This window comes from Streptomyces sp. NPDC058008 (assembly GCF_042886395.1).
Taxonomy (GTDB): Bacteria; Actinomycetota; Actinomycetes; order Streptomycetales; family Streptomycetaceae; genus Streptomyces.
Genome location: NZ_JBHVQX010000032.1, coordinates 13,604 through 38,475 on the forward strand (window position 1 = coordinate 13,604; position 24,872 = coordinate 38,475).

At 73.4% G+C, this 24,872-nt stretch carries 24 protein-coding genes; 12 read left to right on the plus strand and 12 right to left on the minus strand.

All coding sequences use genetic code 11. The features are described from left to right. Nucleotides 1-97: 97 nt before the first annotated feature. Together ACFVS9_RS27215 and ACFVS9_RS27220 are read left to right on the plus strand one after the other, a co-directional pair. Nucleotides 98-790, plus strand: coding sequence for a metal-dependent transcriptional regulator (locus ACFVS9_RS27215; RefSeq protein WP_383116616.1), 693 nt, complete (start codon nt 98-100; stop codon nt 788-790). A 721-nt stretch (nt 791-1,511) separates the two neighbouring features. Then, nucleotides 1,512-2,405 (plus strand): alpha/beta fold hydrolase, encoded by an 894-nt coding sequence (locus ACFVS9_RS27220; protein ID WP_383116633.1) that lies wholly within the window; start codon nt 1,512-1,514, stop codon nt 2,403-2,405. Between the two features lie 234 nt (nt 2,406-2,639). On the opposite strand, the gene ACFVS9_RS27225 is transcribed toward ACFVS9_RS27220, so the two are convergent. From ACFVS9_RS27225 to ACFVS9_RS27235, 3 genes are read right to left on the minus strand one after another with little or no spacing between them, the layout of a single operon-like run. Next, nucleotides 2,640-4,283, minus strand: coding sequence for a transporter (locus ACFVS9_RS27225; protein WP_389936319.1), 1,644 nt, complete (start codon nt 4,281-4,283; stop codon nt 2,640-2,642). Continuing rightward, nucleotides 4,280-5,095, minus strand: coding sequence for an ABC transporter ATP-binding protein (locus tag ACFVS9_RS27230; protein WP_389936322.1), 816 nt, complete (start codon nt 5,093-5,095; stop codon nt 4,280-4,282). Before ACFVS9_RS27230 ends, ACFVS9_RS27225 begins: the two co-directional genes overlap by 4 nt. Nucleotides 5,096-5,132: 37 nt before the next feature. Further along, entirely contained in the window at nt 5,133-5,810 is a 678-nt protein-coding gene (locus tag ACFVS9_RS27235) for a bifunctional DNA primase/polymerase (protein ID WP_383116613.1), read from the minus strand. A 257-nt stretch (nt 5,811-6,067) separates the two neighbouring features. On the opposite strand from ACFVS9_RS27235, the gene ACFVS9_RS27240 reads away from it, so the two are divergent. Both ACFVS9_RS27240 and ACFVS9_RS27245 read left to right on the plus strand, forming a co-directional pair. After that, on the plus strand, nt 6,068-7,450 hold the full coding sequence (locus ACFVS9_RS27240) for a transcriptional regulator (protein WP_383116612.1): 1,383 nt from the start codon (nt 6,068-6,070) through the stop codon (nt 7,448-7,450). A 160-nt stretch (nt 7,451-7,610) separates the two neighbouring features. Next, nucleotides 7,611-9,038, plus strand: a complete 1,428-nt coding sequence (locus ACFVS9_RS27245) for a hypothetical protein (RefSeq protein WP_389936326.1) — start codon at nt 7,611-7,613, stop codon at nt 9,036-9,038. A 49-nt stretch (nt 9,039-9,087) separates the two neighbouring features. On the opposite strand, the gene ACFVS9_RS27250 is transcribed toward ACFVS9_RS27245, so the two are convergent. Continuing rightward, on the minus strand, nt 9,088-10,356 hold the full coding sequence (locus tag ACFVS9_RS27250; RefSeq protein WP_383116610.1) for an ABC transporter substrate-binding protein: 1,269 nt from the start codon (nt 10,354-10,356) through the stop codon (nt 9,088-9,090). A 174-nt stretch (nt 10,357-10,530) separates the two neighbouring features. Between ACFVS9_RS27250 and ACFVS9_RS27255 the strand changes: the two genes are divergently transcribed. Next, entirely contained in the window at nt 10,531-10,977 is a 447-nt protein-coding gene (locus ACFVS9_RS27255; protein WP_383116632.1) for a hypothetical protein, read from the plus strand. A gap of 28 nt (nt 10,978-11,005) precedes the next feature. Continuing rightward, a complete protein-coding gene (purU, locus tag ACFVS9_RS27260) occupies nt 11,006-11,905 on the plus strand; it encodes a formyltetrahydrofolate deformylase (protein ID WP_383116609.1) in 900 nt (299 codons plus the stop codon). 19 nt (nt 11,906-11,924) lie between these two features. On the opposite strand, the gene ACFVS9_RS27265 is transcribed toward purU, so the two are convergent. Together ACFVS9_RS27265 and ACFVS9_RS27270 are read right to left on the minus strand one after the other, a co-directional pair. Beyond that, nucleotides 11,925-13,187, minus strand: a complete 1,263-nt coding sequence (locus tag ACFVS9_RS27265) for a maleylpyruvate isomerase N-terminal domain-containing protein (protein ID WP_383116608.1) — start codon at nt 13,185-13,187, stop codon at nt 11,925-11,927. Then, nucleotides 13,184-13,765, minus strand: coding sequence for an RNA polymerase sigma factor (locus ACFVS9_RS27270; protein WP_389936331.1), 582 nt, complete (start codon nt 13,763-13,765; stop codon nt 13,184-13,186). Before ACFVS9_RS27270 ends, ACFVS9_RS27265 begins: the two co-directional genes overlap by 4 nt. A gap of 288 nt (nt 13,766-14,053) precedes the next feature. Here ACFVS9_RS27270 and ACFVS9_RS27275 point away from each other — a divergent pair, with 288 nt between their 5' ends. From ACFVS9_RS27275 to ACFVS9_RS27285, 3 genes are all read left to right on the plus strand, one after another. Beyond that, the gene (locus ACFVS9_RS27275; protein ID WP_383116606.1) at nt 14,054-14,428 is read left to right on the plus strand and encodes an STAS domain-containing protein; all 375 of its coding nucleotides are present in this window, start codon (nt 14,054-14,056) and stop codon (nt 14,426-14,428) included. 82 nt (nt 14,429-14,510) lie between these two features. Beyond that, nucleotides 14,511-15,047 (plus strand): EF-hand domain-containing protein, encoded by a 537-nt coding sequence (locus ACFVS9_RS27280; RefSeq protein WP_383116605.1) that lies wholly within the window; start codon nt 14,511-14,513, stop codon nt 15,045-15,047. Between the two features lie 623 nt (nt 15,048-15,670). Then, nucleotides 15,671-16,126 (plus strand): ATP-binding protein, encoded by a 456-nt coding sequence (locus ACFVS9_RS27285; RefSeq protein ID WP_383116604.1) that lies wholly within the window; start codon nt 15,671-15,673, stop codon nt 16,124-16,126. A 6-nt stretch (nt 16,127-16,132) separates the two neighbouring features. Here the strand turns inward: ACFVS9_RS27285 and ACFVS9_RS27290 are convergent, their stop codons facing one another. Further along, on the minus strand, nt 16,133-17,122 hold the full coding sequence (locus ACFVS9_RS27290) for a GlxA family transcriptional regulator (protein ID WP_383116603.1): 990 nt from the start codon (nt 17,120-17,122) through the stop codon (nt 16,133-16,135). Between the two features lie 62 nt (nt 17,123-17,184). On the opposite strand from ACFVS9_RS27290, the gene ACFVS9_RS27295 reads away from it, so the two are divergent. Then, on the plus strand, nt 17,185-17,646 hold the full coding sequence (locus ACFVS9_RS27295; RefSeq protein WP_389936336.1) for a DUF2809 domain-containing protein: 462 nt from the start codon (nt 17,185-17,187) through the stop codon (nt 17,644-17,646). Nucleotides 17,647-17,795: 149 nt separating this feature from the next. Then, nucleotides 17,796-19,100 carry an MFS transporter gene (locus tag ACFVS9_RS27300; RefSeq protein WP_389936339.1) on the plus strand — a complete coding sequence of 435 codons (1,305 nt, stop codon included), beginning with the start codon at nt 17,796-17,798 and terminating at the stop codon, nt 19,098-19,100. 14 nt (nt 19,101-19,114) lie between these two features. Here ACFVS9_RS27300 and ACFVS9_RS27305 read toward each other — a convergent pair whose 3' ends face one another. The 5 genes from ACFVS9_RS27305 to ACFVS9_RS27325 all read right to left on the minus strand — a co-directional run bounded on the left by ACFVS9_RS27305 (nt 19,115) and on the right by ACFVS9_RS27325 (nt 23,483). Further along, nucleotides 19,115-20,302, minus strand: a complete 1,188-nt coding sequence (locus ACFVS9_RS27305; RefSeq protein ID WP_389936342.1) for a flavin-containing monooxygenase — start codon at nt 20,300-20,302, stop codon at nt 19,115-19,117. Nucleotides 20,303-20,418: 116 nt separating this feature from the next. Next, complete coding sequence (locus ACFVS9_RS27310) at nt 20,419-21,003, minus strand: hypothetical protein (RefSeq protein WP_383116599.1); 585 nt, start codon at nt 21,001-21,003, stop codon at nt 20,419-20,421. Between the two features lie 9 nt (nt 21,004-21,012). Then, a complete protein-coding gene (htpX, locus tag ACFVS9_RS27315; RefSeq protein WP_389936345.1) occupies nt 21,013-21,924 on the minus strand; it encodes a zinc metalloprotease HtpX in 912 nt (303 codons plus the stop codon). A gap of 88 nt (nt 21,925-22,012) precedes the next feature. After that, the gene (locus ACFVS9_RS27320; protein WP_389936348.1) at nt 22,013-22,678 is read right to left on the minus strand and encodes a pyridoxal 5'-phosphate synthase; all 666 of its coding nucleotides are present in this window, start codon (nt 22,676-22,678) and stop codon (nt 22,013-22,015) included. A 157-nt stretch (nt 22,679-22,835) separates the two neighbouring features. After that, nucleotides 22,836-23,483, minus strand: a complete 648-nt coding sequence (locus ACFVS9_RS27325; protein ID WP_383116596.1) for a TetR family transcriptional regulator — start codon at nt 23,481-23,483, stop codon at nt 22,836-22,838. 477 nt (nt 23,484-23,960) lie between these two features. Between ACFVS9_RS27325 and ACFVS9_RS27330 the strand changes: the two genes are divergently transcribed. Next, a complete protein-coding gene (locus tag ACFVS9_RS27330; protein ID WP_389936351.1) occupies nt 23,961-24,752 on the plus strand; it encodes a VOC family protein in 792 nt (263 codons plus the stop codon). The last annotated feature ends 120 nt before the right edge of the window (nt 24,753-24,872 follow it).

A 24,872-nucleotide genomic window follows, 5' to 3' on the forward strand; every position in this document is an offset into this window, starting at 1 on the left:
GCTCCCGACGGCGGGGCACGGTTGTCGGTGCTATGCGTCAGAATTGGTGCAGGGCCATCGCACGACGATTTTCATGTCACAGCATCGAGGGGCACGTATGTCCGGACTGATCGATACAACGGAGATGTATCTCCGCACCATCCTCGAGCTCGAAGAGGAAGGCGTGGTCCCCATGCGCGCCCGGATCGCCGAACGGCTGGACCAGAGCGGTCCGACGGTCAGCCAGACGGTCGCGCGGATGGAGCGGGACGGGCTGGTCCAGGTCGCGGGCGACCGCCACCTGGAGCTGACCGAGGAGGGGCGCCGCCTGGCGACGCGGGTCATGCGCAAGCACCGGCTCGCCGAGTGCCTGCTCGTCGACGTCATCGGCCTGGAGTGGGAGCAGGTCCACGCGGAGGCGTGCCGCTGGGAACACGTGATGAGCGAGGCCGTGGAGCGCCGCGTGCTGGAGCTGCTGCGGCACCCGACCGAGTCTCCCTACGGGAACCCGATCCCGGGCCTGGAGGAGCTGGGCGAGAAGTCCGAGGCCGATCCGTTCCTGGACGAGGGCATGGTCAGCCTGGCCGAGCTCGACCCGGGCGCCGAGGGCAAGACCGTGGTGGTGCGCCGGATCGGTGAGCCGATCCAGACCGACGCACAGCTGATGTACACGCTGCGACGGGCGGGCGTGCAGCCCGGTTCGGTCGTCAGCGTCACGGAATCGGCCGGCGGCGTGCTGGTCGGTTCCAGCGGTGAGGCGGCCGAGCTGGACGCCGAGGTCGCCTCGCACGTCTTCGTCGCGAAGCGCTGACCAGCGGATGTGTCCGCGTCGGCGGCCTGCCGCAGGTGCAGGCGCCGATGCGGATGCACGTGCAGATGTGAGCCGGTAAGCCCGCTTTCTGTTTTCCGCCCGGAATCGCAGCGCCCGGGCGAAACGCGTGCCAGGCTGTGGCCAGGCATATGACCTGAGGGCGCCGGCGGAAGCTGCCGCGCGGTCGGGGAGGGAGCAGGGAATGCGCCCGTCGTACTGGCACGTGCACCGCGAGGTGACCGCCGGGCTCTCCGACGCCCTCGTGACCCGCCGTGCCGCCGTGGCCGTGCGGAGTGTTCGAATCACCCCGGGGCGCGTCCGCCCCGACGGGCCGGCCCGTGAGGACGCCCCGGCCGGGCGCCCGGGCACCCTCGCGCGGTGTGCCGGCCCGGTGGCCGCGCGGCCACTCGCCGTCCGCCCCGAGCGCGGGCCGACGGCCTCCAGGACAGGGGACGGCCCCGGCGCCCGTAGGTGCCGGGGCCGGTCCTCCCCTGCGCTGACCTGGAGCCCCGAGCTCCCGAGGTCAGTCCCCACGGACCCCTGTCCCCGAGTGGTCCGCTTCCCGGAGAAGGTCTCCCCTGGGCGGCCTTCGTCAATCCTGAACCGCTGTCACTCAAACGTGGGATCTTGCGAGCCGGAAGCGGGTTTTCGAATAAAGGTTCGATAGTCTGGCATGCACGAGCGCACGGTGATCGAGGACCAGAAGGGGGTGCCAGAACCTATGGTGCGGCGCATCGATGTGACCGGATCGGACGGTGTACGCCTCGCGGCCTGGGAGTTCGCCGATCCGCCCAAGGAGCGCGCGGACGCCGGGCGGGCCCCCGGCGTCCTGATGCTCCACGGACTGCTGGGCCGGGCCACGCACTGGGCCTCCACCGCCCGCTGGCTCTCCGAGCGCCACCGGCCGGTCGGCCTCGACCAGCGCGGCCACGGCCGCAGCGAGAAGCCGGCCGACGGCCCCTACACCCGCGACGCCTACGTCGCGGACGCCGAGGCCGCGATCGAGCAGCTCGACCTCGCTCCGGTGACCCTCGTCGGGCACGGGATGGGCGCCCTCACCGCCTGGCAGCTCGCCGCGAAGCGCCCCGATCTCGTCAAGGCGCTGATCGTCTGCGACATGCGGGCCTCCGCGCTCGGGGCGGCCTCGCAGCGGGAGTGGGCCGACTGGTTCAACACCTGGCCGCTGCCCTTCGCGACGCTCGCCGAGGTCCGGAAGTGGTTCGGCGAGGACGACCCGTGGGTGGAGCGGCCCAACCCCGCACGCGGCGAGTTCTACGCCGAGGTGATGGCCGAGGGCTCCGACGGCTGGCGGCCCGTCTTCTCCCAGGAGCAGATGCTGACGTCCCGGGCCACCTGGATCTACGAGGCCCACTGGGACGAGCTCGCCCAGGTGCGCTGCCCGACCCTGGTCCTGCGCGGGATCGACGGCCAGCTGGGCAGGGCCGAGGCCCAGGAGATGGTCCGCGTCCTGCCGCGCGGGCAGTACGCCGAGGTGGAGGACGCCGGCCATCTCGTCCACTACGACCGGCCGGAGGGCTGGCGCAGGGCGGTGGAGCCCTTCCTGGAGCAGTTCGCCGAGGGATACCGGGAGGACAGGCAGCCCGTCAGCCCCTGACCCCGGGCCCCGCCCCGCAGTCCGCGAAGGCCCCGGCAGTCCGAGAAGGCCGCGCAGGCCGCGCGGCCCGGTCGCGCTGCCTGCGGCCCGGATCCGCACGGCCCGGATCCGCACGGCCCGGATCCGCACGGCCCGGATCCGCTCAGCCTGGATCCCCTCACCCCGCCCCGTCAGGCCCGGCGGACCCCCCGGTGGGCCCGCCCCGCGCGGCCGTACACCCCCGCCGTCCGGTCCTCAGCCCTTGCTGACGGCGGTCAGGATCTCGGGGAGCCGGGCCGCGGCGCGCGGCGCGGCCAGCCGTACGCCCAGCCAGCAGACGAACGCTCCGTACACCGCGCCCACCGGCAGCAGCACCCACAGCCGGTCCTGGTGGCCCGCCACGTGCAGCCAGACCGTCAGCGCGATCACCGGCGCGCTCAGCACCGCGGCCGTCACGACGCCGCCGAGGATGGAGATCCAGGCGAGCCCGGCCTGCCCCGGCACGACGTTCTTGAACGCCCCGTCCTGCGGGATCGAGTACGGGAACAGCGCCGACGCCAGGGCGCCCGTCGCCAGCATCGCCCCGAGCAGCGCGAACGACAGCCCCATGACCCCCGGCAGCGCCGCCCAGTCCCCCGTCACCGCGGCCGTCACCACGGTCACCAGGACCGTGTACGGCAGGGTGATCAGCAGCAGGGCCAGGGTCCGCGCCCGCAGCTCGACGAAGGCGTCCCGGGTCGAGGACACGGAGAGCGCCACCATCCAGAAGGCGGAGGTGTCCTGCCCGAACTGGTTGTACATCTGCATGCCGAGCATCCCGGCCGCGAAACACGCGAAGTAGACCGACCCCGCCCCCTGCACCGCGTTGAGCACCGGCACGATCAGACCGATCGCCAGCGCCGTCACCCAGGCCGCCTTGGTCTTGGGAGCCCGCACGACATAGCGCAGGCTCCGCTCCATCACCGTGCCCGTACGCCCCTCGGGCAGCAGCCGGAAGAGACCGGAACGGTCCGTGCCGGAGCGTTCGGCCGACGGTCCCGCGGCGGCGATCGTGGAGCCGTCCGGCGACGTCATCAGCCTCACCAGGCTCCGCTCCCACAGCCACATCAGCCCGCCCAGCGCGAGCACCGAGAGCAGCAGCTGCCCGAACGCCGCCCCGTACGCCCCTTCGGAGGCGGACCGCACCGCCCCGAGGGCCGAGGCGGGCGGCAGCCAGCGCACCACGTCGGCGGCCGGTTCCAGCGAGGACAGCCCGCCCGCCCGTCCCAGGCTCTGCACACCGAAGTTGACGAACTGGATGCCCACCGCGATCACCAGCCCGCTGAGCACCGCGAGGTCCCGGCCCTTGCGCGAGGTCAGCAGCCGGATGTTGGCCGTGGCGACCGAACGCGCCAGCGCCACACAGACCAGCAGCGTCAGCGGCACGGCGATCACCGCGCACACCACCGCGACCGCCCCGTGCGCCAGCGCGATCACCGAGCCGGACGCCAGGGCCAGCGTGAAGAGCGGCCCGATCCCGATCAGCGAGGCCGTCAGCAGCGCCCCGATCAGCGGGCGGGGCCGCAGCGGCAGCATGACCAGCCGGCTCGGGTCCAGCGTCTCGTCGCCGCTCGGGAAGAACAGCGGCATCACCGCCCAGCCCAGCGCCACCACCGCGGTCAGCAGCACCACCAGGGTGCCCGCCTGCGCGTGGCCCCGCAGCGCCACCAGCCCGATCACCAGGCCCGCCGCGAGCAGCAGGGTGACGACGAGGGACGCGATGTAGGCGGCCCGCCGCCCGGACGACTGACGCAGGCCGTTGCGCAGCAGCGCCAGCTTGAGCCGTACGAAGACGGGGACGAGCCCCTGACCGCGCACGGCCGGGACGGCGGCACCCGCCGGGGCGTCCAGCACCGTCATCGGGCACCGCCCAGCCAGTCCAGGGAGTCCCCGGTGTCCCGGGCGCCCGCGCCGACCAGTTCGAGGAAGGCGTCCTGGAGGGAGGCGGCCTCGCCGCGCACCTCGGCCAGCGTGCCCCGGGCCCGGATCCGGCCCGCCGCCATGACGGCCACCCAGTCGCAGAGCGACTCGACCAGCTCCATCACATGGCTGGAGAACACCACGGTCGCCCCGGAGCGCGTGTAGCGCTCCAGCACCCCGCGAATGGTCTGCGCCGACACCGGGTCCACACCCTCGAACGGTTCGTCGAGGAACAGGACTTCGGGGTTGTGCAGCAGCGCGGACGCCAGGCCGATCTTCTTCCGCATGCCGGTCGAGTAGTCCACGACCAGCTTGTGCTGCGACCCCGCGAGGTCCAGCACGTCCAGCAGCTGGCCGGCCCGCTTGTCCACCTCCGCGCCCGGCAGGCCCCGCAACCGGCCCGTGTACGCCAGGAGTTCGCGCCCCGAGAGCCGCTCGAAGAGCCGTAGCCCCTCCGGCAGCACCCCGATCCGGGACTTCACCTCGACCGGGTCCCGCCACACGTCGTGGCCGCCGATCTCGATCCGCCCCATGTCCGGCCGCAGCAGCCCCGTCACCATCGACAGCGTGGTGGTCTTCCCCGCGCCGTTGGGACCCACCAGGCCGATGAACTTCCCGGCGGGCAGCTCCAGATCGATCCCGGCGACCGCGACCTGGTCCCCGAACCGCTTCCAGAGCCCCTCGACCCGTACGGCGGGCACGGCCGCCGGAGCCGCACCCACCGCCCCCGTCCCGTCCGTACGCTCCGGCATGGCACTGTCTTTCGATGTCCCCGTCATGGGGACCACCCTACGAAAGACGCGTCCGGGCGTCGGCCGCTTCCCTGGCGCAGGCGTACGCGAGCGGGCTGACCAGCTCGTCCGCGTCGGGAAGCCACAGGTTGGCCCGGGAGGGCCGGCGGGCCCACTGGACGGCCCCGCGCCCCGCCACCCGGGTCGGCGGCCCCGCCACGTAGTCGCCCTCGCCGCGGCCCACCAGGCCGATGGCGTCGGCGTTCCACCCCAGGTGCCGTACGAGCCCGGGTGCCTTCGCCGCGGCCCCGGGCAGCGCGAAGAACAGCATCCGCCGGTCAGGGGTGCGGGTCACCGGGCCGAGCGTCACACCCATCCGCTCCATCCTGGCCAGGGCCAGGAAGCCCGCGGACTCCGGCACGTCCAGGGCGTCGAACGTACGCCCTGCGGGCAGGAGCACCGCCGAACCGGGCTGCCTCGACCACATCCGGCGCGCGGCGGCGGCGCTGCCGGTCGCCTGGCCCGCCCAGTCCTGCCGGGTCGGATGGGCGCCCGGGGCCGCGCAGCGGGCGTCACCGCACGAGCAGTGCTCCGTCCCCCCGCCGGCCTCGAGCCAGGTGCCCGGGAACACGTCCCAGTGCCGCTCCTGGGCATACCAGGCGGCGGCCTCGAGCAGCTGCTCACTCCGCTGTTGGGGGATCCTGGCGGCTTCCGTCACTCCGATGGGCTCTTCCACGTCCACTCAACTCCCGGCGCCACCTGGGGTTACGGGCGCACGTACGCCCGTGACGGCGGACCGGTCCCGCACATGGGGCGCACGGGTGCACGGCCGGGGGCGCGTGGGAGGCGGCGCACCCTTCCGCGGGTAACCCTTTGCAGGGTTGTGCCAACTCACCACCGCTCATACCAGATACAGATGAATATGCGCATTTCTTGTGCCGTGCCGGGCAGTGATGCCTTCACTGAATCACTGCGGTCCCAGGGGGAAAAAATATGGCAGCCAGGCCACTCGTCGCCCGCCAGCCGAACGAACGGCTCCAGACGCTCATCCAGGAGGCGGCGTGTTCCAACGCCGGTCTCGCACGCCGGGTCAACATGGTCGGGGCGGAACGCGGACTCGACCTCCGCTACGACAAGACCTCGGTGGCCCGCTGGCTGCGCGGACAGCAGCCGCGCGGCAGGGCGCCCGGAATCATCGCCGAGGCGATCGGACGCAAACTCGGCCGCACGGTGACGATCGACGAGATCGGCATGGCCAACGGCAAGAGCCTGGCCTCCGGCGTCGGCCTGCAGTTCTCGCCCACCGTCCTCGGCGCCGTGGAACAGGTCTGCGAGCTGTGGCGCAGCGACGTGGGACGCCGTGACCTGCTGTCCGGATCGGCGGTCGCCGCCTCGGCCCTCGTCGAGCCCAGCCGCGACTGGCTGATCACGGGCGCGGACCCGCAGGTGGCCCGCACCGCCGGGAGCAGGGTCGGCATGCCGGACGTGGCGGCCGTGCGGGCGATGACGGCCGCCCTCGTCGACCTGGACCACCGCTTCGGCAGCGGACACGTGCGGCCCGTGCTGGTGCACTACCTCAACAGCGTGGTGTCCGGGCTCCTCTCGGGGGCCTACCGCGAATCGGTCGGCCGCGAGCTGTTCGGCGCGGTCGCCCGGCTCACCGAACTCGCCGGGTACATGGCCGTCGACACCGGTCAGCCGGGGCTGGCCCAGCGGTACTACATCCAGGCGCTGCGCCTGGCCCAGGCCGCGGGCGACCGCGGGTACGGGGGCTATGTGCTGGCCGCGTCGATGAGCCACCTCGCGGCCCAGCTCGGCAACCCGCGCGAGATCGCCCAGCTGGCGCGGGCCGCGCAGGAGGGCGCCCGGGGACGGGTGACCCCGCGGGCCGAGTCGATGTTCCACGCGGCGGAGGCCCGGGGGCACGCGCTGATGGGCGACGCCCGCAACTGCCAGGTCGCGGCGGGCCGGGCCATCGCCGCGCTGGAGCAGGCCGACCCCGACAAGGGCGACGACCCCGACTGGATCGCCCACTTCGACGCGGGCTACCTCGCCGACGAGCTGGCGCACTGCCACCGTGACCTCGGGCAGGGCGAGCCGGCCGCCCGCCGGGCGAAGGAGGCCCTGGCCGCCCTCCCGGAGTCCCGGACCCGGCGCCGGGGCATCGGCCTGGTGCTCCTGGCCTCCGCCCAGGTGCAGCAGCGCGAGGTGGAACAGGCCTGCCACACGGGTCTGCGGGCGATGGAACTGCTCGGGACCGTGCGCTCCAGCCGGGGTGCCGAATACCTCGACGACCTCCAGCAGCGGTTCGAGCCCTACCAGGCCGAACCGGCGGTCCGGGAGTTCGGCGCCAGGCTCGAACTCCAGGCCGCCTGACCTGCCCCGGGGGCGAGTTGACCATGAACAGCGCCGTGGACGCCGCTCGTGTTACCCGCCGTGTGAAGGGGTGGTGTGAGCCCTTGGGCGCTTGGCGCGGCGCTCCGGGCACCCGGTAGCGTGAGCCGACGATTCCATAGGTTCACACGTAGGAGTCCCGGTGACGCAGAGCGGACAGGGTGACGAGCGGCAGCTTCCCGCTGTACGGCCCGCGCACGAAGGTGTCGTGCTGCCCGCGGAGGGTGGTGCCCCCTGGAACCCGGGGGGGCCGGCGAGCGGGCAGCCGGACCAGGCCACCCCCGCGGGCGGGCAGCCCTGGGGCCAGCCCTGGGGGCCGCAGGCCGCGCACCAGGACGGTCCGCCGCCGGGGCAGCTGCCACCGGAGCAGCACCCGCAGGGCGCGTACCAGCAGCACGGGCAGTACCAGCAGCAGCACTACGCGCAGGACCCGTACCGGCAGCAGGACCCGTACCAGCAGCAGCCGCAGCAGTACGCCCAGCCCCTGCCGCCCGAGGCCGCCGCCGCGGGGCAGGGCGGGGACGCGGACGCCACGCAGTACATCGCGCCCGTACCCGGCGGCCCGCTGCCCGGAGGGCTGCCGCCCGAGCGCCCGGCGGAGTCCACCCAGTTCATGGGGCACACCGGCGCGCCGGCGCAGCAGTCCGACGCCGACGCGACCCAGTACATACCCCCCGTGCCCGGCGGCGCCCCGTACGGAATCCGGCCGGGAGCCCCGGGCGACCGGCAGCCGCCCGCCGAGTTCGACAGCCTCTTCCGCAACGAGGGCCCCGCGGGCGCCACCCAGCAGATGCCCCGCTACGCCGAGCAGCAGCAGCCCCAGCAGCCCCACCGGGGTGCCCCGCAGCCGCCGCCCGGCGCCCCGCCCTACCAGCCTCCGCAGGGACCCCAGGCCGGGCACGGCGGACAGGAGCCGCCCCAGGGCGGCCCCGAGCCGCGCAAGCGGTCCGCCGCCGTCCCGCTGATCGCGGCCGTCGTCATCGGCTGCGCCGTCATCGGACTCGGCGCCGGCGCCCTGATGAGCGGGGGCGACGACAGCCCCTCGGACGACAAGCAGCCGGTGGCCTCGCAGAGTTCGCAGGGGAGCGACCCCGCCACGCAGACCGACGACCCGGCGAAACCGCAGGCCGAGGAGCTCGACAAGCTGCTCGCGGACAGCAACAGCAGCCGTGCGGCGGTGATCAGCGCCGTGGAGAAGATCAAGAACTGCCGGGAGCTCGACCAGGCGGCCACCGACCTGAAGGGCGCCGCCGACCAGCGCCGGGACCTGGTGACACGGCTGGAGGCGCTGAGCGTCGACCAGCTCCCCGAGCACGCCGAGCTGACCTCGTCCCTGACCGACGCCTGGCAGGCGTCGGCCGAGGCCGACGACCACTACGCCGCGTGGGCCGGGCAGGCCAAGGACGAGAAGAAGGTCTGCAAGGGCGGCAAGGCCCGTTCCACCGACGAGTTCAACAAGGCCAACGTGTCGAGCGGCGAGGCCACCACGGCCAAGCGCAAGGCCTCGGGGCTGTGGAACTCCATCGCGCAGAAGTACGCGCTGACCGAGCGCGCCCCCACGCAGCTCTGACCCGGCAGCCGCCCCCGCGCGCCGCGGGGGCGGGGACGCTCACGCGGGGTCAGCCGCCCGTGCGGGCGTCCAGGAGCGTCTCCGTCACATCGACGAAGTCCTTCTCCGCCGCGGTGAGCCGTCCGTCGCGGACCACCTGGAACGTCACCCGCCCGTTGACGATCCGCCCGTAGGCGGCCGTACCGACCATGTCCTGGTACCGCCAGCGCAGGACCGGGGTGAGGCCGCCGGTGTCCACCTCGGTGCCCCGGTTGAGGCTGACGGAGATCCCGCCCGCCGTGATGTCCGGCCGGTCCATCGCCTCGACGACCGCCCGCAGCGCGGTGTACGCGATCCAGGTCGTCTGCACGCCCGTGTCCGCCGGATCGATCCGGTTGTCCCCGAAGGCGTACTTCCGGATCACCTCGCGCATCTCGTTCCACCGGGCGTCGCCCGACTCCGGGTACCAGCCGGTGACCAGGGCCCCCTCGAAGGGGCTGTCCGCCCCGCCCGTGCGGTCGACGAGACCCTGGCCGACGCTGCCGAGCACGGACGAGATCCGCACCTTGCTGTCCGCGGGCTCCAGCCGGCGGAACGAGTCGAAGAACGTCTCCGTGCCCTTGCCGAGCACCGCGGTCACACAGCCGTCGCCCGCCTCGTCGAGGGCCCTGGCCGCCTCCGACTCGTACGAGGTGGCCCCCTCGGCCGCGCTGATGTCGTGGGCCGCGGGGCGGTCGCCCCGGCCGAGGCCCGTGTCGAGGAGTCCGGGCATGGTGTCGCCGACCAGGGTGTCGGGCCGCACGAGCGACACCCGCTCGCAGTGGGCGGCCAGCTGTTCGCCGTTGCCCGCCAGGAGCGCGGGCTGGCCGCCGTTGACCGGGTAGGAGAGGTAGCTGGTGAACTCGTCGGCGGAGGCGCCGTACCCGCCGATGTACGGGATTCCGGCGGCCTCCAGCGGCGCCAGGAAGGCCCGCCCGTACCTGCTGTACGAGCCGACGACCGCCGCCACGTCCTCGTCGGCGGCCCGCCGGGCGCACTTCGACGCACCCGCCGCGGTGTCCTGCTCGTTGCAGGTGAGCACCCGCAGCTCGTGGCCGTCGATCCCGCCCTTCTCGTTGATCCAGCGGGCGTAGGTCCTCGCCATGGCGGGCATGCCGGCCATGTTCACCGCGTCGGCCCCGGTGGTGTCGGGGGCCCAGGTCATCACGGTGACGGGTTCCCTGGAACCCCCCGAGGCGCCGGGCAGGACGCCGCAGCCGGACATCAGCAGCGCTCCGGCCGCCGCCGATGCGAGGAGTCGGCAGGGACGGGGTGGGAGGAGACGTCGCCATCCGGTCATGGGCATGAACTTTTACGGTTCAGGGGTAACGCCGCAGTGTGCGGTGGTCAACACACGGTGACGTGGAGGTGAATTACGGGGGGCTTCACACGGCCGCCGCGAAGGAACGTACGATCGGCAACCGTGCAGCAAGGTTCGGAGAACACTTCCCGTCGCGGCCGTCGCTCCTCCACCATGGGCGGCATGCCGCTCAACGACATGCCGTGGTGGCGCTGGCGCAGCAACGTGCGCTCGGCGCTGCACATGCTCTCCGATCCCGTCTTCCACCACGAGTGCTGGCTCACCGGCCGGGAGGGGTACGGCGACGTCACCGACGCCGTGTACCGCCTGGTCGAGGACACCTGGCTGGACAACTGGTCCGCCGAGAAGTACGTGGGGACGATCTTCCGCGACTCCGCGGAGGCCGCCCTCGTCGACGTCGCCGCCCTGCGGGTGCTGCGCATCATGCACCAGATCGGCGCCGACGCCCCGGTGTCCGCCTACCTGGAGCACCCGGGCTGGCAGGAGGCGGTCGTCGCCGCCCGCGAGGCCCATGTGATGCTCGCCACCAACGACGCCGAGGACCCCGACATCCCGCCGCGCTCCCTGGACGTGCTCCGCATCATGACCAGTTCCGCCTGACCGGCGGGCGGTGTGGCACCCTACGGGAATGACCGCGCCGCAGCCCGCCGAATCCGTGTCCGCTGCCTCGGACACCGCCTCCGAGCAGTACGTCCTCACGCTCTCCTGCCCCGACAAGCAGGGCATCGTGCACGCCGTGTCGAGCTACCTGTTCATGACCGGCTGCAACATCGAGGACAGCCAGCAGTTCGGCGACCACGACACCGGTCTCTTCTTCATGCGCGTCCACTTCTCGGCGGACGCCACGGTCACCGTGGACAAGCTGCGGGCCAGCTTCGCCGCGATCGGGGACTCCTTCCGGATGGACTGGCAGATCCACCGGGCGAGTGACCGGATGCGCATCGTGCTGATGGTCAGCAAGTTCGGGCACTGCCTCAACGACCTGCTGTTCCGCTCCCGCACCGGCGCCCTGCCGGTGGAGATCGTGGCCGTCGTCTCCAACCACACGGACTTCGCCGAGCTCGTCGCCTCGTACGGCGTCCCGTTCCGGCACATCCCCGTGACCAGGGAGAACAAGCCGGAGGCCGAGGCGCAGCTGCTGGAGCTGGTGCGCGGGGAGAACGTCGAACTCGTCGTCCTGGCGCGGTACATGCAGGTGCTCTCGGACGACCTGTGCAAGCAGCTGAGCGGCCGGATCATCAACATCCACCACTCCTTCCTGCCGAGCTTCAAGGGCGCGAAGCCGTACCACCAGGCGCACGCGCGCGGTGTGAAGCTGATCGGGGCGACGGCGCACTACGTGACGGCCGACCTCGACGAGGGGCCGATCATCGAGCAGGAGGTCGAGCGCGTCGGGCACGGCGTCACGCCGGACCAGCTCGTCGCCGTCGGGCGGGACGTGGAGTGCCGGGCGCTGGCCCGCGCCGTCAGCTGGCACGCGGAGCGGCGCATCCTGCTCAACGGCCGCCGTACGGTCGTCTTCCCGTAGGGCCCCGGGGCCCGGTGCCCTACAGCCGGCTGAGGGAGGCCGCCGCGAACAGGACGTCGCTGATCGCCTCGCGGTCGCCCTCCTGGCCGGCCGCGGCCTCGACCGGCGGCACGTGTCCGGCGACCAGCCGGCAGAACTCCACCCCGTCGAGCGCGACCTGCGCGACCGTGTGGGCGGGGGAGCCGAGGGCGGCGGGCGAGTCCAGGGCGATGTACCAGTCACCGCCGCCGCGTCCCTCGACCTCCAGGTGGAGCGAGCGTCCCGGCGAGCCCGCGGCGACCAGATGGCGGGCCGGTGAGGCGAGCCCCGCGCGGCGGCGCCCGGCGAGGACGGCCGGCAGCAGCCGGACGGCCAGGTCGATCATCCGGTGCAGATGGGCGGCTGCGGGCGGTTCGTAGGGGTAGTCCACCGCCTTCGCGATGTCCCCGCCGTGCACCCAGCACTCGAAGGCCCGCTCCAGGAGCGAGTCCTGGAGCGGCAGGGCGAAGTCCCCGTACGGCACGGAGAGCTCCGCGACGCCGCGGCCGGCGAACGAGACCGTGCGCACGAGGGAGTGGCTCTGGTCGCGCCAGGGCTCCCGCACGGTCCGGGTGGGCGGCCGGAGCGCCGCCGCCCAGTAGCTCTCGGTGCGCCCGGTCGGTGTGGGCGGCCGGTCGTGGCCGGGCCTGCCGAGCGGGTCGTCCAGGCCGAGCGCCCTGGACACCAGGCCGTCGACGGCCATCAGGTGCGTGATCACCCCGGCGACCGTCGTCCTGCGGTTCACCTGACGGTCGTCCTCGAACCACTTCAGCCGCACCGGCGCGTGCCACTCCGCGTCGCCGATGTCCCGCAGCAGCGCGTCCAGCCGCGCGGTCTCCGCGTCGTAGGGCGCCGCCCACTCGGGGACGGGGATACGCGCCGGCCGCCGGCCGAGGCAGCCCTCCAGCACCCGGGAGCGGAGCATCGGGTCCAGGTCCAGGGTGCCGTCGGTGTGCAGCAGTCCCACGGCGTCGCGCAGCCGCAGTGCCTCGTCGGCGCAGGGCGCGCACGAGGTGAGGTGCTCCTCGACGGCGGCGGTCTCCCCGGCCGAGCACGCGGCCAGGGCCCAGGCCCCGAGGAGGGACTTGAGCACCTGGTGGGGGAGCGGCGGGACGGGCGGATCCGGCGGCTTCGCCGGCTCCACGGCCCAGGACCGTGCCGGAGGCAGCACCTCCTGGTCGTCCGCGGCGGCCCGGGGACCCGGTATGCGCCGTCCGACCGGCTGCTCCCCGTCGCGGCCGTCGCCGTCGTGGCCGCCGGTCACGAGAGCGGTCCGTATCCGGGAGGCGCCGAGTCCGCGGACGGCCGGGTGTTCGCGGTGGAGAGCAGCTGGAGGCCGAGCCGCAGCCGGCGCCTGGCCTCGTCCCCGGTGACACCCAGGTCCTCGGCGGCCTGCCGGTAGTCCCTGCGCTGGACGTACGCGAGCTCCAGGGCGGCACGCAGCGGCGCCGGCATGGAGGCGACGATGTAGTCGGCGCGGGCCGCGGCGGTCGCCCTGAGCACCCGGTGCTCCAGCTCCTCGGCCCGGCCGTCCGCGCCGGGTCCCCCGTCCCCGTCGTGCGCCCCGCGCAGCCGCTGGACGGACTGGCGGTGGGTGAGCCGCGCCACCCAGGAGCGCATGGAGCCGTGCCTGGGGTCGTACGCGCCGGGGTTCTCCCAGACGTAGCCGAAGACCTCGCGTGTCACCTGGTCCGCCGCGTCCTCGTCGTCGAGCATGCGGTGCGCCTGGCTGTGGACGAGCGAGGCGAACCGGTCGTAGAGCTCGCCCAGGGCCGCAGCCTCGCCACGCGTCAGCCGCTGCTGCATCCGGCGGTCCCAGCGCGGTGGTGCGTCCTTAGCCATCCAGCCCCCAGCCCTGTGCCTCTCGTCACGTCGAATGTAGTCGGCGGCATAGTCCGGACACGAACCTTTCCGGTAAGTACGTCCGGGGAGTGGCGCCGAATGATAGAGAACAGTTCACCCCTTGCCCTTTACTGATCGCGTAAACGATCCTGAAGTGATCGTTTCTGGAGCAATCCTGTGCCGGGCCGGCAGGCGGAAGGGCGTTTCGCGGGCCGGTACGCGGGCAGCCGCGAGGAGGAACGGAAACTTCCGGATCCTCCGGAGCCCCGGAACGAGAGGCCGAGTCGCGTGACGCTGAAGGTGTACGAGACCGAGCAGGACGCGTGGACGGTGCTGCGGATCCACGGCGAACTCGACCTCGTGAGCTCACCCGTCGTGCGCCAGTCCGTCCACGGGGCGGTGGCCGCCGGACGCCACGACGTGGTCCTCGACCTCTCCGGCGTCCTCTTCTGCGACTCCAGCGGCGTCAACGTCCTGATCGCCGCCCGCCGTCTCATGAAGTCCTGCGGCGGCCGGCTCCGGCTGATCCTCCCCGCCCGCGGCGCGGTCGACGGCTCGCACGTCAACAAGGTGCTCGGCGCCCTGGGCGTGCGCCGGCTCTTCGACGTCTATCCGGACGCAGGCGCGGCCACCGACGACGAGTCCCGGCCGCTCACCGCGTGACACGCCGCGGTGGCACGAGGTCGTCACACCACTGAAGGGAGTTAGTGACACGTGACGCCGCTCGGCGTCGTACGCTCCCCGCATGGACAGCGCAGAGTACGAGCGCAAGATCGCGCACCGCTTCGCCGCCTTCGACCAGGACGGCAACGACTACATCGACCGAGGCGACTTCAACGCCGCCGCGGCCCGGCTGCTCACCGAGTTCGGTACGCGGGCCCGCTGCGACAGGGGCCAGTCGCTCTACACCGGAGCCGAGGCCTTCTGGCAGGGCATGGCGGGCATCGCGGACGTGGACGGGGACCAGCGCGTCACCCGGGAGGAGTTCGTCGGCGGAGCCGTGAAACGGCTGCGGGACAACCCCGAACGCTTCGCGGAGATCGCGCGCCCGTTCCTGCGCGCGGCGCTCTCCGTCGCCGCCGGCACGGACCCCGAGGGCAACGCGCCCGCCTCGGCGCCGGTCGCCGCCGTGGAGCGCGCCCTGCGGGTGCTGGGCGCCGCGGAGGACATCGCGAGCGTGGCGGCGAGGAGCCTGGACACCGACCAGGACGGCCAGGTCGCCGAGTCGGACGCCATCGCCGCCTTCTCCGCGTACTTCACGGTGACCGAACCCGACGCGTAGGCGCACGGGTCCGGACCCGACGCGCGGGCCCGGGTGCACGGGCCGGCGGGGGCGCACGACCGGGCACGGCGGGCGGGGTGGTCGAACCGGCCGGGTGGGAACGGGTGGGCGAACCCGGCGGCGGGGCGCGCGTGACCGGCCCCCTGCCCCCCGCCCGCCCGGCCGGAGGCGTACGGGCGCGTCCGGGGGGCGTACGGGCGGTGCGTCACGGGTGACTCAACGCATCCGAACCCTCCGTGCGCCCCCGGAGTGACCCGTCACCGGGAGGAGTCACGGGCCCGCGCTCGGGTACCCTCCGTGGGATGCGAGTGGTGCTGGAACCGGAGGATCCGGGGGCGACCCCTGTGGCCGCCCCGGAGGACGCACGGTCCCGGGCTCGCGGCGCACGGAGCTGCGGCGGGCCTGTCGGGGACCCGGTCCCCGCTGTGTCCGAGCGCCTCTGTTCGACTCTCCGCGGCGTGCGTCGCACAGTATGGACCACGCGTACTCCTTCGCGCTGGAATATGCCCGAAGCGCTTGTCGCGGTGACTGTACGTCAACCATGCTGTCTCGAAGGGGAGTCACGTTCCGTGACCCTGAGGAGGCGCGAGGCGATGTGTCCGCCGGTTCGGATGGTGTGAGCGGTGCTTCAGGTTCAGCTCGAGGTCGGTCCGGATCCCGCCGAGGTGGGGCGGGCCCGCAGGTGGGCCCGTTCGCGGCTGGCCGGGTCCGGCATGGAGGACGACGAGACGCTCGCGGAGACGCTCATCCTGCTGATCTCCGAGCTCGTCACCAACGCCGTGGTCCACACCGGCTGTCCGGCCGTGCTGCGGATGCTGTTCGGCTCGGCCGGGGGGGCCGGTTCGGCGGAGACCGTGCGGGTCGAGGTGGCCGACAGGAGCTGCCGTCCGCCCCGGCCGCGTCACGCCGAAGGTGAGGACACGGGCGGCCGGGGCCTGGAGCTGGTGGACGGCCTGGCCGACCGCTGGGGCTGGCAGCCGGAGGGCGCGGGCAAGCGGATCTGGTGCGAGATCGACCGGGGTGGCCCGGTCATGGTCCCCGCGGTCCAGGAACAGCCCGGCGACCGCGCCAGCGCCTGACGGGCCTCAGCGCCCGGCGGCCGCCGAGCGGAACGTGCGCCGGTAGACCGTGGGGGACACCCCCAGCGCGGCCTGCACGTGCTGCCGCAGGGACGTGGCCGTACCGAAGCCGGCGTCCCGCGCCACCTGGTCGACCGAGAGATCGGTGGACTCCAGCAGATGCCGGGCCCGCTCCACCCTCTGCCGCGAGAGCCACTGCCCCGGGCTGATGCCGACCTCCTCGCGGAAGCGGCGGGTGAAGGTCCGCACACTCATCGACTCCTGGCGGGCCAGGTCGCGCAGCTGGATGGGCTGTTCCAGCCGCCCGAGGGCCCAGGCCCGCGCGGCCGTCGTGGTGGCGAGCCCCGGCTCGGGCAGCGGGCGCCGGATGAACTGCGCCTGGCCGCCGTCGCGGTGCGGGGGCACGACGGTGCGGCGGGCGACGTCGTTGGCGACCGCGGTGCCGTGGTCCCGGCGCACGATGTGCAGGCAGAGGTCGATCCCGGCGGCGACACCGGCCGAGGTGAGGACGTCGCCGTCGTCGATGAAGAGGACGTCCGGATCGACGCGGACCTCGGGGAAGAGCCGCTGGAAGTGGTCCGCCGACGACCAGTGGGTGGTGGCGGGGCGCCCGTCGAGACAACCGGCCGCGGCGAGGACGTAACCGCCGGTGCAGATGGAGACCATGCGGGTCCCCGGCCTGATGTGCGCGAAGGCCGCGGCCAGTTCGGGGGTGAGCCGGCCCTCCTCGTACACGGGGCCGAGCTCGTACGAGGCCGGGACGACGACGGTGTCGGCGCCGGCCAGCGCCTCCGGGCCGTGCTCGGCCATGATGCTGAAGTCGGCGTCGGTGCGGACGGGGCCCGGCGGGCGCACCGAGCAGGTCACCACGTCGTACAGCCTCTCGCTCCCGCCGTCCGGCCCGGTGCGCAGTGAACGGCCGAAGATCCGCTGGGGGATGCCCAGTTCGAAGGGGAGCACCCCGTCGAGGGCGAGGACGACGACACGGTGGCACATCTGGACCCCCGCCTTCCCACGGATTCGGCGTGACCGCTCACGGCCTGATAAACGTACCGGTCATGAAGGAGAAGCAGGCCGCCCGCGCAGGTGTTCCCGGGACGGTCGCCGTCCGTCTTCGCGCCGCGGCGGCGGCCCTTGTCACCGTGGCGGCGGGCCTCGGCATCCGCTCGGTGGCGGGCGGCGAGGTCGCGAAGTACGCGGGCGACGCCCTCTACACCGTGCTGATCCACACCCTCGTGGTCCTCCTCGTGCCCCGGGTGCGCCCGCTGTCCGCCGCGGCCGCCGCGCTGGCCGTCAGCTGGGCCGTGGAACTCGCCCAGCTGACGGGCGTACCGGCCGGGCTCGCCCGGCAGAGCACGGTGGCCCGGCTGGTGCTCGGCTCGACGTTCAACGTCCCGGACCTGTTCTGGTACGCGGCGGGCGCGGCCCTCGCCTGGGCCGTCCACAGCCGCCTGCCGTCCGGCGCCGGCCCGGCCCGGTCCGGCGGCGCGGGCCCGGCCCGGCGCGCCCGCCGCACGTGACCCCGCCCGCCTGAACCGCCGGTCGGAGCCGGTCCGCCCGAGCGGATCCGCGCGCCCGGCCCGGCCCCGGCGCCCCTGGCCCGATTCCTGCGAAGGGTGTCCCTCCGGCCACTCGTCCGGGTGCGGAGCACGGACGGATGCTGAGCGGCGTGACCCAGACAACCGACAGCCCGGCGGTCCGGCACGCGCCGCGCCGCCGCCGTCCGCAGATCCACCGCGCGTGGACCGTCGCCGCCGTCACCTTCGTGACGATCATCGGCGGGGCGGCCTTCAACTCCCTGCCCGGACTGCTGATCGACCCCCTCCACACGGAGTTCGGCTGGTCACGCGGCGAGATCGGGCTCGCCGTCTCCATCGACATGGCGCTGTACGGCCTGACCGCGCCGTTCGCGGCGGCGCTGATGGACCGGTTCGGCATCCGCCGGGTGGTGGTCGTCGCGCTCGGCGCGGTGGCGGCCGGGGCGCTGGCGAGCGTCTGGATGACGGCGAGCTGGCAGCTCATGATCTATTGGGGCCTGCTCGTCGGCCTGGGCACCGGCTCGATGGCGATGGCCTTCTCCGCGACGGTCACCCACCGCTGGTTCGTGGCCCGGCGCGGCCTGGTGACCGGCATCCTCACCGCGGCCGGAGCCTCCGGCCAACTGGTCTTCCTCCCGCTCTGCGCCTGGATCGTCTCCGAGCACGGCTGGCGCCCGGCGTCGGTGACGGTCGCCCTGGCCGCGCTCGTCGTCGTCCCGTTCGTCTGGCTCCTCATGCGCGACCACCCGGCGGACGTGGGGCTCGCCCCCTACGGCGGCGCGTACGTGGAGAAGCCGGCCCCGGCCAGGGGCGCCGCCGCCCGCACCCTGCGCGTCCTGGCCGACGCGGCCCGCACGGGCCCGTTCTGGCTGCTGGCGGGCTCGTTCGCGATCTGCGGCGCCTCCACGAACGGCCTGATCCGCACCCACTTCGTGCCCTCGGCCCACGACCACGGGATGGAGATCACCGCCGCGGCGTCGCTGCTGGCCGTCATCGGCGTCTTCGACATCGTCGGCACGGTCTTCAGCGGCTGGCTCACCGACCGCTTCGACGCCCGCAGACTGCTGGCCGTCTACTACGCGCTGCGCGGGATCTCACTGCTGTTCCTGCCCATGCTGATGGCCCCGGTGGTCCACCCGCCGATGGTCTTCTTCATCGTGTTCTACGGACTCGACTGGGTCGCCACGGTCCCGCCGACGCTGGCGCTGTGCCGTGAGCGGTACGGCGAGGACAGCGCGATCGTCTTCGGCTGGGTCCTGGCCTCGCACCAGGTCGGGGCCGCCCTGGTGGCGTTCCTCGGCGGGGTGGCCAGGGACGTGACCGGTTCCTACGACGTGGTCTGGTACGCCTCCGGTGCCCTGTGCGCGACAGCGGCCCTGATGGCCCTGGTGATCCGCCGCGGGCACGGCGGAGCGACACCGGCCGCCGCCGGCTGAGGCACCGGCCGGGCTCAGCCCGTCCGCGCGAGGCGGGCGGCGATCTTCCGGGCGTCCAGGGCGATCTCGCGGAGCATTCCGCTGATCGGGTTGGTGAACCCGGTGAAGTAGAGGCCCGGTGCGCCGTCCGGTGTGCGGGCACCGCGCACCACCGGGCGGCCCCGGGCGTCCAGTACGCCGAGGTGGCCGACCAGGCCCTCAAGGGCGCGCTCGTAGCCGGTCGCCGCGATCACGGCGTCCGGGGTGATCCGGGTGCCGTCGGCCAGCACCACCGCGTCCCCGTCGAACGACTCGACCGCGGCCACGGGGACCACCCGGCCGCTCCTGACCGCGTCGATCAGCCCGACGTCCTGGACGGGGATCGCGCCCTCCCTGACCCGGGAGTACAGGCCCGTGCCGGGGCGCGGGAGGCCCTGCGCCGCCAGGTCGGGGACGGAGACGCGGCACATCAGGCGGCCCGCCCGGTCCACGAGCCGGACCGGCAGCCTGCGGACCAGGACGGCCGTCGCCTGGGCGGGCCAGCCCGCCGTCGAGCGGCGCACGATGTGCGGGACCGTGCGGACCGCGATCCGCACCCGGGACGCGCCGCCCTCGACCAGGTCGACGGCGATCTCCGCGCCGGTGTTCCCGATGCCGGCGACGAGGACGTCCTGGCCGGCGTACGGGCCCGGGGCACGGTAGTCGGCGGCGTGCGTGAGCGTGCCGGTGAAGTCCTCCCGGCCGGCCCACGGGGGGATGCGCGGGGTGTGGTTGAAGCCGGTGGCCACCACCACCGCCCGGCCGGTGAGCACCCGGCCGCCGGTCGCGCTCAGCCGCCAGCCCGACCCGTCGGCGGCCTTGTCGACGCGGGACACCTCGACCCCCGTCACCACCTCCAGCTCGTGGTGCTCGGCGTACTTCTCCAGGTAGCGCACCATGTCGTCGCGCGACACCCAGCGCCCGAACCGGCGGGGCATCGCCAGCCCCGGCAGCGCGGACCAGCGCCGGGTCGTGTGCAGGTGCAGGCGGTCGTAGTGGCCGCGCCAGGACGACCCCACGGCCGCGGACCTCTCCAGCACCACGGCGCGCACGCCCTGTTCCCGCAGGGCCGCCGCCACGGCGAGACCTCCCGGGCCGCCGCCGATCACGTAGACCGGCCGGCCGTCGGTGCGGTCGATGGAGGCGGGCAGGGCGTCATCGGGGGCGGGGGCGCTTTCGGGCATGGTTCGGAGCGTAAGGAGGACATGGACATGATGGGTTCCGGTCCGGACCGGAATCGGTTGCGAAATGATCACGGACCGGTGCGCGGGACCCCCGGCCAGGCGGGCGCGGGGGCCGTTCAGAGCCCGGGGGCGCCCCACACCGGGAACCAGCGCGACAGGTCGCTCTCCACCCGGAGGTCGTCGCCGAGGACGGCCCGCACCTGGAGCTCCAGCTCGTTGTCGCGCTTCTCCCCGCCGCCCGGCGCCGGGGCGAACGGGTAGAACGTGCCCCGCTTGTAGAGGTAGACCAGGGCCAGCGAGCGCCCCTCCGGGCCCCGGAACCCGATGATCGAGCAGAGCAGGTGGGGGCCGAAGCCGCCGTCCTGGAGCAGGGTGTTGACGGCGTGCAGGTCGTTGACCAGGGAAGCCGTGTCCTCGGGTGCCTGGCGGGCGAGCAGCCAGGTGTAGCCGTAGCCGTCGCGGCTGAACTCCACCGGCACCCCGCCCCGGGCCGTGTCCGCGTCGAGCAGCTCCCGCACGTCCTGCTGGACGCGGGCGAACGTGCCGCCCTCCACCCCCGCGAAGCAGACCGAGCCGAGCCCGGTGGGTTCGAAACCGGTCCCCGCCTGGAGGGTGAGCGCGGCGGAGGGCACCGCGAAGAGCTGGTCGAGGTCGGGACGGACCGGTTTGCTGCGGCCCAGGATGGTGTCGAGCAGGCCCACGGAGGCTCCTTACGGGTGGGACAGGCCGGCGGAGATGCGGGCCAGCTGGTCCAGACGCTGTTCGAGGGTCGGGTGGGAGGAGAGCAGCCGGCTCAGGCTCTCCTTGGAGCTGAAGGCGGGCACGAAGTAGAAGGCGTTGTACGGCTCCGCCTTGCGCAGGTCCTCCGTCGGGATCCTGGCCATCTGCCCGCTCACCTTGGTGAGGGCGGAGGCGAGCGCCGAGGGGCGGCCGGTGAGCAGGGCGGCCGTGCGGTCGGCCGAGAGCTCCCGGTAGCGGGAGAGCAGCCGGGTCAGCAGGAAGCTCAGGGCGTACACGACCCCGCTGATCAGCGGGATGAGCATGATGATGATGCCCGCCGGGTCGTTGCCCCGGCTGTTGCGGGCGAAGCCGCCCCACAGGGCGACCCGGGTGATGATGCCGGCCAGTACGCCGAGGAACGACGCGATCGTCATCACGGCCACGTCGCGGTGCGCCACGTGCGACATCTCGTGGGCGAGGACCCCTTCGAGCTCCTCGGGCTCCAGTCTGCGCAGCAGTCCCGTGGTGGCGCAGATCAGCGCGGTCTTCTCGCTGCGGCCGGTCGCGAAGGCGTTCGGCACGTCGCTGCGGGCGATGGCCACCCGCGGCTTGGGCATGTCGGCCAGGGCGCAGATCCGGTCGACCGCCCCGTGCAGCTCGGGCGCCTCCTGCGGGGTGACCTCCCGGGCGCCCATGCCGTACGCCGCGATGCGGTCGCTGAACCAGAACTGGGCGATGAACATTCCGCCCGCGATGATCAGGATGATGGGCCAGGCGCCGCGCAGGACGGCCAGCAGTACGCCCACGATGACCACGTACAGCAGGCCGATGAAGAACATCGTGCTCACCATGCGGGTGGTCAGGCCGCGGTCCTGGGCGTAACGGGAACGGATTCGTGCCATGGGGGTGCCTCCAGTAGCTCACCTGACTTCCATAGTGCCCCCTTGCCGTGCAAAGCGGATAAAGAGGGGCTCCCGGCCGGGGGCGGGCTCAGGGCCAGAGGAGTTCGCGGGTCCAGCCGGCGCCGTCCCGGCGGTAGCGCAGCCGCACGTGCCGCCGCCGGTCGTCCCCCTGGAAGAACTCCACCTCCCGCGGCTCGACCACGTACCGCGTCCAGGTCTCCGCCTCGGTGTCCGGCCGCGCCCGCGCACGCTCCCAGGCCGCCTCGGAGGCCCGTACGAGGTCCTCCCGCGCGGCCAGCACCTCGCTCTGCGATCCGGTGAGCGCGGCGGCCAGCGCGCCGGTGGACCGGGCGCGCAGGTCGGCCCGGCTCTCCTCGCGGCCCGAGGGGACGGCCGTGCCCCGCACGCGGACCTGGCGGCCCTGGGAGGGCCAGTAGAAGCCGAGCGCCGCGTGCGGGCACGCGGCGAGCTGGCGCCCCTTCGCGCTGGTGGCGTGCGTGGCGAAGTGCCAGCCGCGCCCGTCCGCGTCGTGGAGCATCAGCGTGCGCACGTCGGGCCGGCCCTCGGTGCCCGCGGTGGCCAGGGTCATGGTGTGCGGTTCGGTCTGCCCGGCCGCCACCGCCTCGGCGAACCAGGCGTGGAAGAGGGGGAGGGGGGCCGCGGGTGCGCGGGACGCGTCGAAGGAGGGGAGGGGCACGTCCCAGACGCGCTGCGCGTGGAGGAGGTCGCGGAAGTCCTGCTGTGCATCGCTCATGGGTCCATTCCACAGCGTCGCGGCGGTCCGCGTCCGCGCGGAGACGCCGACGGCGGACCACAGGGTGTGTGGTCCGCCGTCGGCGCGACAGGACGTGGGGAGCCGCGGGAGGTGCGCGGCGCCCGGCGGGTGCGAGGGGGAGTGTCCTGGCCGGCGCCTACCTGACCGGCTTCTTGCCGGTGATGCCCAGATGGACCAGCAGGGCGAGGTTCGGCCGGAGTTCGGCCTGCTTCACGCCCCAGGTCGTGAAGCCCTTCTGGTGCGAGGCGACCCCCGCGAGCATGACGACCAGGGAGCCGGCCACCGCGGCCGGGCTGACGTCCTTGTCCACCCTGCCCTTGGACTGGAGCTCCTTGACCGCGTCCGTCAGGGAGCTGGTGACCGAGTTCAGCACCTTCATGCGGATCTTGTAGAACCGCTTGTCGCCCTCGGCGGCGCCGAGATCGACGACACGCAGGATCGCGTCATGACGCCGCCAGAAGTCGAGGAATCCCTCGACCAGTTCTTCGGAGGCCTGCCAGCCGGCCTTGCCGACCCAGGAGCGGCCGCCGACCAGTTCGGTCAGTCCGGTGCCTTCCTTGGCCATTTCCTCGGCGAGTTCGAGAACGGCGCCCTCGACATCGGGGAAATACTGGTAGAAAGTCGCGGGTGAAGTCCCCGCCTTCCGGGCCACGTCGATGACTTTGACGTCCCGGTACGGCGAGGAGCTGAGCATCTCGCTGAGGCAGTCGAGCAGCTTCTGCCGCGTCGCCTGGCCTCGCCGACCAGCCACGCGGCCGTCGACGGTGCGTACTTGTCCTGTCATGCCGTCAGCTTACCGAGGGGTGATCCGAGCGCGATCTGGCCGACTGCAAATGGGGAACGTCCCAGTCGGCGCACGGTCTGCCACACGGCGGACGGTGTAATTCGCGGGGGTGCCCGATCCGTTTTCCGCGCGGAATCGGCGTTTATGAATTCCCCTTCCCCGGCGCCCGCGGCGCGCTCCGGTCGGATGGTGTTATCAACAGCCTGTGGATAACTTCGGTGGACAACCTTCGTCCACGCGGGGTGCGGGATCTTCACGATTCGGGCAAAGGTTCTATTCGGCCTCTCGGGGCGCGCCCCGAGGGCTCCGCCGCTACGTTGAGTGTGACGGGCGTCACGGCTGCTGCCGGCGCGGCCGGCGGCGGTCCACAGCGTCACCGCCGAGGCGCACCGGGCCCCGCGGCGGCCCCGCGGCGCGTTCACCGGCCGACTCGCGGCGGCCCCGCGGCGAGCCCACAGCGACGGAAGGACCACGGCCATGGCCGTATTCGCGCAGTCCGCACCGTGCTGGGTGGACGTCCAGCTCGCCGACCTGGAAGCGGGCAAGCGCTTCTACGGAGGGCTCTTCGGCTGGACCTTCCACGCGGGTGACGGCCTGCCCTTCGCCGACGCGTACAGCGACGGCCGGCTGGTCGCCGCGCTCGCCGCCAAACGGGACGGCCGCATGCCCACGACCTGGGGCGTCTACTTCTCCACCGACGACATCCTGGCCACGGTCGCGCTGGTCCGGCGGGCGGGCGGCCGGATGATCACCGATCCGGTGCGGGCCGGCGCCGCCGGGATCCTCGCCCAGGCGGCCGACCCCGGCGGCGCGGTCTTCGGCCTCTGGCAGGCGGGGGAGCGTGCGGGCTTCGAGAAGCGGAACGCGCCGGGCGCCTTCTGCTGGACCGAGGTGCACACCCGGCAGCCGGAGCGCGTGGACGCCTTCTACGAGGAGGTCCTCGGCTTCCAGGGGACGGACGTCGAACCGGCGGCCCCCGGGGCGGCGGAGCCGTTCCGGGTCTGGTCGCCCGCCGGCACCGAGCGGGGCGAGGACACCGCGGTCGGCGGCCGCGCGGTCATCACCGACGCGTTCCCCGAGATGCTGCCCAGCTTCTTCCTCACCTACTTCGCCGTGGCCGACTGCGACCGCGCCGTCGAGACCGCGGCACGCCTCGGTGGCCGGATCACGGCCCCGCCGCTGGACATCCCGTACGGGCGGATGGCGGTGTTGCAGGACGACCAGGGTGCGGCTTTCGCGGTCCTCCAGGCGGCCGGGCCGCCCGCGTAGCCGCCCTGCCGCCGTCGTGCCGCTGTCCTGAAAGGGATGGAGTGCCACACAACACCCCGACTCGCCCCCGGGTTCGCAACCGGGCCCCGGGACAGGAAGAATCAGGGTGCGCACCGCCAA

Coding starts and splice junctions, on each gene's coding strand:
- ACFVS9_RS27215 (WP_383116616.1), top strand. CDS start 98: ATGTCCGGACTGATCGATACAACGGAGATGTATCTCCGCACCATCCTC.
- ACFVS9_RS27220 (WP_383116633.1), top strand. CDS start 1,512: ATGGTGCGGCGCATCGATGTGACCGGATCGGACGGTGTACGCCTCGCG.
- ACFVS9_RS27225 (WP_389936319.1), bottom strand. CDS start 4,283: ATGACGGTGCTGGACGCCCCGGCGGGTGCCGCCGTCCCGGCCGTGCGC.
- ACFVS9_RS27230 (WP_389936322.1), bottom strand. CDS start 5,095: ATGCCGGAGCGTACGGACGGGACGGGGGCGGTGGGTGCGGCTCCGGCG.
- ACFVS9_RS27240 (WP_383116612.1), top strand. CDS start 6,068: ATGGCAGCCAGGCCACTCGTCGCCCGCCAGCCGAACGAACGGCTCCAG.
- ACFVS9_RS27250 (WP_383116610.1), bottom strand. CDS start 10,356: ATGACCGGATGGCGACGTCTCCTCCCACCCCGTCCCTGCCGACTCCTC.
- ACFVS9_RS27255 (WP_383116632.1), top strand. CDS start 10,531: ATGGGCGGCATGCCGCTCAACGACATGCCGTGGTGGCGCTGGCGCAGC.
- purU (WP_383116609.1), top strand. CDS start 11,006: ATGACCGCGCCGCAGCCCGCCGAATCCGTGTCCGCTGCCTCGGACACC.
- ACFVS9_RS27270 (WP_389936331.1), bottom strand. CDS start 13,765: ATGGCTAAGGACGCACCACCGCGCTGGGACCGCCGGATGCAGCAGCGG.
- ACFVS9_RS27280 (WP_383116605.1), top strand. CDS start 14,511: ATGGACAGCGCAGAGTACGAGCGCAAGATCGCGCACCGCTTCGCCGCC.
- ACFVS9_RS27290 (WP_383116603.1), bottom strand. CDS start 17,122: ATGTGCCACCGTGTCGTCGTCCTCGCCCTCGACGGGGTGCTCCCCTTC.
- ACFVS9_RS27295 (WP_389936336.1), top strand. CDS start 17,185: ATGAAGGAGAAGCAGGCCGCCCGCGCAGGTGTTCCCGGGACGGTCGCC.
- ACFVS9_RS27305 (WP_389936342.1), bottom strand. CDS start 20,302: ATGCCCGAAAGCGCCCCCGCCCCCGATGACGCCCTGCCCGCCTCCATC.
- htpX (WP_389936345.1), bottom strand. CDS start 21,924: ATGGCACGAATCCGTTCCCGTTACGCCCAGGACCGCGGCCTGACCACC.
- ACFVS9_RS27320 (WP_389936348.1), bottom strand. CDS start 22,678: ATGAGCGATGCACAGCAGGACTTCCGCGACCTCCTCCACGCGCAGCGC.
- ACFVS9_RS27325 (WP_383116596.1), bottom strand. CDS start 23,483: ATGACAGGACAAGTACGCACCGTCGACGGCCGCGTGGCTGGTCGGCGA.
- ACFVS9_RS27330 (WP_389936351.1), top strand. CDS start 23,961: ATGGCCGTATTCGCGCAGTCCGCACCGTGCTGGGTGGACGTCCAGCTC.